This window comes from Streptomyces sp. NPDC058308 (genome assembly GCF_042880275.1).
GTDB lineage: Bacteria > Actinomycetota > Actinomycetes > Streptomycetales > Streptomycetaceae > Streptomyces.
In genome coordinates this window covers 201,993-209,089 of the sequence record NZ_JBHVZA010000016.1, presented here as the reverse complement: position 1 = coordinate 209,089, position 7,097 = coordinate 201,993, and the positions used below count along the sequence as shown (strand labels likewise).

Below are 7,097 nucleotides of genomic sequence, written 5' to 3'. Positions count from 1 at the left end.
CCTGCGCGATCTGGCACAACCGCACCATCGGCGCACCCATCACCCGCTCACTGATCGCCTACGACCACTGAGCCACATCGGAACTACTCATCTAGCCCACCCAGCTCCGCAACAGCGCCTCACGCTCCCCGGCCCGAGGCGTCCCGCCCTCCCGTGAACGGCCCCACTCCGACATCGCCGCGAGCGTCGTCGCCATCGTGGCGGCGCCCTCCGTGAGGCGGGACAGGAGTACGCGGGAGAGGTCGACCTCTGCCTGGGGGTAGCCGACGGCCGCGGCGACGTAGGCCGCCAACTCGTGGTCACCGTCCCTCGATGCCACGCCTACCGTCATCATCCCGGCAGCCTCGTCCACCCGGCCGTGACTCACGGGCAGGACCATTTCCTTGACCGTTCCCAGAGCCAGGTCCTTGACCACGCCGACCGTCCGCATCAAGGACTTCACGGGGACGTCCGTGACGCTCAAGGCGTTCACGTCCTCCCACAGCCAGAGCGCGGACTGCCCGTCGCCGAGGCCGACCACGCCCTCGGGGGTCAGACGCACCCCGGGAGCCAGACCTGACGGCTTCGCGCCCACGTACACGTCGCCCTCGGCGATCCAGAACAGGCCGATCATGGCCATGAGTTACTCACTTCTCCCGACACGTACATGGACGCGGGCGATCGGACTGCCGCCCCTAGGGTCCTAGCGGTCCCGCCCGTCCCGCCCCTGCAGGGCGCGGCCCACCATCGGGTGGGTGCGGACCAGTTCGCCCAGCGTCGTCGAACCGCGCGTGATCTTCGCGAAGGCGTTCCACGCGGGGCGGAAGCCCGTGATCGCCGTGTGCAGCACGCCGGGGCGGCGCTCGAAGGCCTTGAGCAGGCGCCGGCCGACGCTCATCTCCACGCCGAGCCCGGCCTTGATCGCGAAGGCGTAGTTCAGGGCCTGGCGGCGGGCGTCCACCGCGTCGTGCGCCTCGGCGATCCGCACCGCCCACTCCCCCGCGAGCCGGCCGGAGCGCAGCGCGAAGGAGATGCCCTCGCGGGTCCACGGCTCCAGGAGCCCCGCGGCGTCGCCGCAGACCAGTACCCGGCCGCGCGAGAGCGGCGAGTCGTCGCTGCGGCAGCGCGTCAGGTGCCCCGATGAAACGCTGGGCTCGAAACCGGCGAGGCCGAGCCGGGCGATGAAGTCCTCCAGGTACCTCTTGGTGGCCGCGCCTTCGCCGCGCGCGGAGATCACACCGACGGTGAGGGTGTCGCCCTTGGGGAAGACCCAGCCGTAACTGCCCGGCATCGGGCCCCAGTCGATGAGCGCCCGCCCCGCCCAGTCCTCGGCGACGGTCTCCGGCACCGGGATCTCGGCCTCGAGCCCGAGGTCGACCTGGTCGAGCTTCACGCCGACATGTGCCCCTATGCGGCTGGCGCTGCCGTCGGCGCCGACGACGGCGCGGGCGAGGACGGTCTCGCCGCCCTGCAGCACGACGGCCACCGTACGGCGGTCGGGCACGTCGGGGCCGTGCTGCTCCACGCGCGCGACCGTGACTCCGGTGCGCAGCTCGGCGCCCGCCTTCTGCGCGTGCTCGACGAGCTGCTGGTCGAACTCGGGGCGGTTGATGAGCCCGAAGAGCATCTGCCGGGAGCGGCGGGTGCGCGTGAACTTGCCGTCGAGGGCGAACGTCACCGCGTACACCCGGTCCCGCAGCGGAAGCTCGAAGCCGGGCGGCAGGGAGTCGCGCGAGGGGCCGATGATGCCGCCGCCGCACGTTTTGTAGCGGGGGATGTCGGCCTTCTCCAGGAGGAGCACCGTGCGTCCGGCGACCGCTGCCGCATAGGCCGCCGAGGCCCCCGCAGGGCCGGCTCCGACCACGACGACGTCCCACACGTGCCGGGTGTCGTCCGACGAGTTCTCGCTGCTCACGTTGGTCTACCGCTCCTGATCCCGCTGTTGGCCGCGCTGTCCCCAGGCATCCTACGGCGGAGGCCCACGGGTCCCTCCTGTGGGAGGATCACATCTACCCACACGTACAACGTCGCACCTACGAGGAGCGTGCCCATGTCGCCGGATCCGATCGCCGAGACCGTCGCCTCACTGATGCCGAGGGCGAAGGCGGAGCTCACCGAACTGGTGGCCTTCAAGTCGGTGGCGGACTTCGAGCAGTTCCCGAAGAGCGAGAGCGAGGCAGCGGCCGGCTGGGTCGCGGACGCGCTGCGCGCCGAGGGCTTCCAGGACGTCGCGCTGCTCGACACCCCGGACGGCACGCAGTCGGTGTACGGCTTCCTGCCGGGCCCCGAGGGCGCGCCGACGGTTCTCCTCTACGCGCACTACGACGTGCAGCCGCCGCTCGACGAGGCCGCATGGGCCACCCCGCCCTTCGAGCTGACCGAGCGCGACGGCCGCTGGTACGGCCGGGGCAGCGCCGACTGCAAGGGCGGCGTCATCATGCACCTGCTCGCGCTGCGCGCCCTGAAGGCGAACGGCGGCGTCCCCGTGAACGTCAAGGTGATCGCGGAGGGCTCGGAGGAGCAGGGCACGGGCGGCCTGGAGCGGTACGCGGAGGAACACCCCGAGCTGCTCACGGCCGACACGATCGTCATCGGCGACGCGGGCAACTTCCGGGTCGGCCTGCCGACGGTCACCTCGACGCTGCGCGGCATGACGCTGGTCCGCGTCAGCGTGGACACCCTCGAAGGGAACCTGCACTCGGGACAGTTCGGCGGCGCCGCCCCGGACGCCCTCGCCGCACTGGTCCGTGCACTGGACTCGCTGCGCGCCGAGGACGGGTCGACGACGGTCGACGGTCTGACGAGCGACACCGTCTGGGACGGGCTGCAGTACGAGGAGGGCGACTTCCGCCGGGACGCCAAGGTCCTCGACGGCGTCGAGCTCATCGGCGAGGGCTCGGTCGCCGACCGCATCTGGGCGCGCCCCGCCGTCACGGTCCTCGGCATCGACTGCCCGCCGGTGGTCGGTGCGACGCCGTCGGTGCAGGCGAGTGCGCGGGCGCTGATCAGCCTGCGGGTGCCGCCGGGCGTGGACGCCGCCGAGGCGACGAAGCTGCTCAGGGCCCACCTGGAGGCGCACACTCCGTGGGGTGCGCGGGTGCGGACGGAGCAGGTCGGGCAGGGCCAGCCGTTCCGTGCGGACACGACGAGCCCGGCGTACGCGGCGATGGCCGAGGCGATGGGCGAGGCCTACCCGGGCGAGGAGATGCAGTACGCGGGTCAGGGTGGCTCCATCCCGCTCTGCAACACCCTCTCGAATCTCTACCCGCGCGCGGAGATCCTGCTCATCGGCCTGAGCGAGCCGGAGGCGCAGATCCACGCGGTGAACGAGAGCGTGTCGCCGCAGGAGCTGGAGCGTCTGTCGGTGGCTGAGGCGCTGTTCCTGCGGAAGTACGCGGCGAGCTGACCGGCGCGGGGCGGTACCGGGCGCTCGGCCGACGGCCGGGCGCCCCTGTCCCGTTCCCGAAGTCACGCGTGGCGGCACGGTGGGGTGGCGGCACGGTGGGGCAGCACCGGGCTATCCACTGAGGGGGACGCCCGCCTCCAAGTAGAGCGCGGCCCCGCGTTCGCGTGCGCGCAGCGCCCAGCGCAGACGTTCGTACCGTACGGCGGGGAGCAGCTCGGCGGCTTCCTGCTCGGTGACGAAACGCCAGCCGCGCAGTTCCGGGCCCGGCAGGAGCATGCGGCGGGCGTCGTCGCCGTCGAGATGGCCACCGTCGAAGAGGAACCGCATCCCTCCGTAGCCGGGTGGCTGAGGTGCCTCCCAGTCGGCGACCAACAGGCGCGGGGTGTGGGCCAGTTGGATGCCGGTCTCCTCCGCCACCTCGCGTACGCCCGCGCGCGCGGGTGCCTCGCCGGGCTCGACGACACCGCCCGGGAACTCCCAGCCCGCCTTGTACGTCGGGTCGACGAGCAGGACACGGTCGTGCTCGTCGAAGAGCAGCACACCGGCGGCGAGGGTCTCCGAAGTGGGCTCCGGAGTCTGCACGATGTCGCACACGGAGGCGGAGTCGGTGCGGACGGCTTCGGCGACGCGTTCGGCGGTCTCGTACGGGGTGAGGGTGCTGGTGTCGATGCGGTGGGCGTCGGCGTCCAGCCAGGCGGCGCGCGCCGCGAGGTAAGGCTCGATGTGGTCGAAGGACCACTGGCGCAGGCGCAAGTCTCCGTCGGGCTGGTCCGGTGGCACGTCGCGGCCCGATATTCGCTCGCGCAGGATCGTTTCGTCCGGGGCGAGAAGCACGTGGCGCACGGGAATCCTGCGCGAGGCGAGGCCGCCGAAGATCTCGTCGCGGTACTCCTGGCGCAGCAGCGTCATCGGCACCACGAGGATGCCGCCCACCTCGGCGTGCAGGGCTGCCGCGGTGTCGATGACGAGGCGGCGCCAGATCGGCAGGTCCTGGTAGTCGCTCACCTCGTCGAGGCGCTTGGGCGGCAGCAGGTGCGGCAGTGCGGCGCCGATGACCTCGGGGTCGAAGAGTGTGCTGTTCGGGATCAGCTCGATCAGTTCCCGTGCGGCGCTGGTCTTTCCCGCACCGAACGTGCCGTTGATCCAGACGATCACGGTTCCCCCTCTTCTGTTGGCCCCCTGTGGCTTGCCCGTAACACCCTGCCATGGAAACCAGGCGCCGCCGATGGGAGCGGAACGGCCGCCGGCGTACGGATGCCACACAGCCCGGGAACGAACGTCCCGCACAGCCCGGGAACGAACGTCCCGCCGACATCCCGCCTCCCCGGCCCGACGCAGAGCCATCAAGTCAAGTCAGATTCCCCATCTTCACCCCATCGCGTGACGAAGCCTTCGCATGAATCGTTCCGTCACCCCGGAGCGCTCCGGTCCTCGATACCATTTTCCCGCAGCCACCCCGGCCCCCGGTGACTCTCGCAACGGCCACTTCTGTTGGGCCGCGCTTCTTCGGGGCGCTTCGGCCCCGGCGCTGGGGGATATATGCGGCAGGAAACACTGAGCGAATACACGTGCGAGGCCTCCGAGCGGCCGCCGCGGGTGTACGGGTTCGGCCACGCGGTCGTGGTCGAACTGCACGGCGACATCGACCTCGTGGCCTTCAGCGGATCGGCGCCCCTCCTGGACGCCGTGGCCGCGGGGCCCGAAGCCCTCGTGATCGTCGACCTCACCCAGGTCGACTTCCTAGACTGCTCCGGCCTCTCCTTGCTGATGCGGATCCGCCGCCGGGTAACCGCCAGAGGCGGCCACCTGCGCCTCGTCTGCACCCAGCCGATGATGCTGCGCATGCTGCGCGTCACCCGCCTCACGACGCTGCTGAAACCAGCGCCCACGCTGAGCGCGGCGCTGGTGGACGAGCCTGAGCCCCCTGAGAACCCTGAGCCTCCTGAGAACAAGGAGACCTGAGACCGGGGAGAGCTGATACCGGCGGAGAGCGCGGAGAGCTGACCCGCCGCTCGTCGGCCGGGCCGCCCGTAGTCAGCTCGTCAGGTATTAGGCTCCGTGCGTTGTGGAGTGGATATCGCCTGTGAGTACGCTGCTCGGCGCAGGAATCGGGGTCGGTGCGACCTTGCTGGCGGATCGGGTCCGGTGGCGCCGAGAGCGCGAGGACCGGGCGACGGAGGCTCGCAGGCAGCTGTACTCGGAGTACTCCGCGGCGCTTTCCGCGACCACATGACCTCGTGACGTCGTGACCCCGCGCTCCCATGGCCTACGCCGGCGCCCGCGCCCGCGCCGTCCGGCAGGGCTCACCGGATTGTTGGAGGGCAGCCAACATAATGCTGCCCATGAGCGACTCCGCACACCCGGCCGACACCGGCACGAGCACCAGCACTGGCCCTGGCATTGACAGTGGCAGTGGCAGTGGCACCGGCAAGCTGGCGCACAGCATCGTGCTCATGACGGGACGTGATCCGGATGAGCGGGGGCGGGTCTCGTCGCCGTTGGAGCTTCTGTTCGACCTCACCTTTGTGGTCGCGGTCGGGACGGCTGCCTCCCGGTTCGCCGAGATGGTGGCCGAGGGGCATCCGGGACAGGCGGTCACCGCCTTCGTGCTGGCGATGTTCGCGATCAGCGTCGCCTGGATCAGCTTCAGCTGGTTCGCCTCCGCCTTCGGCACCGACGACTGGCTCTACCGGGCCCTGACCATGGTGCAGATGATCGGCGTCGTCGTGTTCTCTCTCGGCCTTCCCGCGATGTTCCACTCCGTCGAGGAGGGGGGACACCTCGAACTGCGCGTGATGGTGATCGGGTACATCGTGATGCGCGTCGCGATGGTCCTGCAGTGGTGGCGCGCCGCCCGGCAGTCCCCCTCGTACCGCCGGGTCTGCATGGCGAACATCCGCTGGACCGTGATCGCCCAGATCGGCTGGGTCGTCGTCGCCTTCACCCGGCTGCCGCTCGCCGCCGTGTTCGTCGCCTTCGTCGTGCTCGGCGCGCTGGAACTCGTCCTTCCGGTGCTCACGCAGGGCAGCGCGGGCGGGACCCCCTGGCACCCCCACCACGTCGCGGAGCGCTACAGCCTGTTCGCGATCATCGTTCTCGGTGAGGGCGTCGTCGGCACCGTCGCCTCCTCGGGCGGCCTGCTGGGCGGCGCGGACGGGATGGACTGGAGCGGGAACGCCGTCGCCGTCGTCATCGCCGGCGTCGGGCTGACCTTCGGCATGTGGTGGGTGTACTTCGCCACGCCGTTCGGCGACGTCCTCGTGCACCGTCGCCGCCGCGGGTACCTCTTCGGCTACGGCCACATCCCGCTGTTCATCGGGATCGCCGGTGCCGGCGCCGGACTGCATGTCGCGGGCCTGCGACTGGAGCATCACTCCGAAATCGGCGACGTCGCCGTCGTCCTGTCCCTGGCCATTCCGGTCGGCCTCTACCTGCTGATGGTCTATCTGCTGCACACCCTGCTCATGTCCGCGGCGGACCGCTTCCACCTGCTCCTGATCTCGCTGACGCTCGCCGTGCTGCTCGCGGCCGTCCTGCTGGCCGCGGCGGGAGTCGCGATCGCGGTGTGTCTGCTGATCGTGATGGTCGCCCCCTTCGTCACCGTCATCGGATACGAGACGATCGGCCACCGCCACCAGCGGCAGATGCTGGAGCAACTCCGCAGGCAGGGCTCGTAGGGTTCGCTGGGTTCGCCGGGTTCGGTGGGTGGCTG

Annotated in this window: 6 protein-coding genes; 3 read left to right on the top strand and 3 right to left on the bottom strand. The window is 70.7% G+C overall.

The window, feature by feature from the left end:
- Window positions 1-91: 91 nt before the first annotated feature.
- Entirely contained in the window at window positions 92-619 is a 528-nt protein-coding gene (locus tag ACFVYL_RS22900; RefSeq protein WP_389719011.1) for a hypothetical protein, read from the bottom strand.
- A 63-nt stretch (window positions 620-682) separates the two neighbouring features.
- Entirely contained in the window at window positions 683-1,894 is a 1,212-nt protein-coding gene (locus ACFVYL_RS22895; RefSeq protein WP_389719009.1) for a geranylgeranyl reductase family protein, read from the bottom strand.
- Between the two features lie 135 nt (window positions 1,895-2,029).
- On the opposite strand from ACFVYL_RS22895, the gene ACFVYL_RS22890 reads away from it, so the two are divergent.
- Complete coding sequence (locus ACFVYL_RS22890; protein ID WP_389719007.1) at window positions 2,030-3,385, top strand: dipeptidase; 1,356 nt, start codon at window positions 2,030-2,032, stop codon at window positions 3,383-3,385.
- Between the two features lie 111 nt (window positions 3,386-3,496).
- On the opposite strand, the gene ACFVYL_RS22885 is transcribed toward ACFVYL_RS22890, so the two are convergent.
- Window positions 3,497-4,540: an NUDIX domain-containing protein gene (locus ACFVYL_RS22885; RefSeq protein ID WP_389719005.1), complete on the bottom strand. Its 1,044-nt coding sequence runs from the start codon at window positions 4,538-4,540 to the stop codon at window positions 3,497-3,499.
- Between the two features lie 384 nt (window positions 4,541-4,924).
- Between ACFVYL_RS22885 and ACFVYL_RS22880 the strand changes: the two genes are divergently transcribed.
- Window positions 4,925-5,347, top strand: a complete 423-nt coding sequence (locus ACFVYL_RS22880; protein WP_389719004.1) for an anti-sigma factor antagonist — start codon at window positions 4,925-4,927, stop codon at window positions 5,345-5,347.
- A 380-nt stretch (window positions 5,348-5,727) separates the two neighbouring features.
- Window positions 5,728-7,062 (top strand): low temperature requirement protein A, encoded by a 1,335-nt coding sequence (locus ACFVYL_RS22875; protein ID WP_389719002.1) that lies wholly within the window; start codon window positions 5,728-5,730, stop codon window positions 7,060-7,062.
- Window positions 7,063-7,097: the final 35 nt, after the last annotated feature.

Bases quoted from the DNA above. Each gene is read 5' to 3' on its own strand.
- ACFVYL_RS22890 (WP_389719007.1), top strand. From the start codon at position 2,030: ATGTCGCCGGATCCGATCGCCGAGACCGTCGCCTCACTGATGCCGAGG.
- ACFVYL_RS22880 (WP_389719004.1), top strand. From the start codon at position 4,925: ATGCGGCAGGAAACACTGAGCGAATACACGTGCGAGGCCTCCGAGCGG.
- ACFVYL_RS22900 (WP_389719011.1), bottom strand. From the start codon at position 619: ATGGCCATGATCGGCCTGTTCTGGATCGCCGAGGGCGACGTGTACGTG.
- ACFVYL_RS22875 (WP_389719002.1), top strand. From the start codon at position 5,728: ATGAGCGACTCCGCACACCCGGCCGACACCGGCACGAGCACCAGCACT.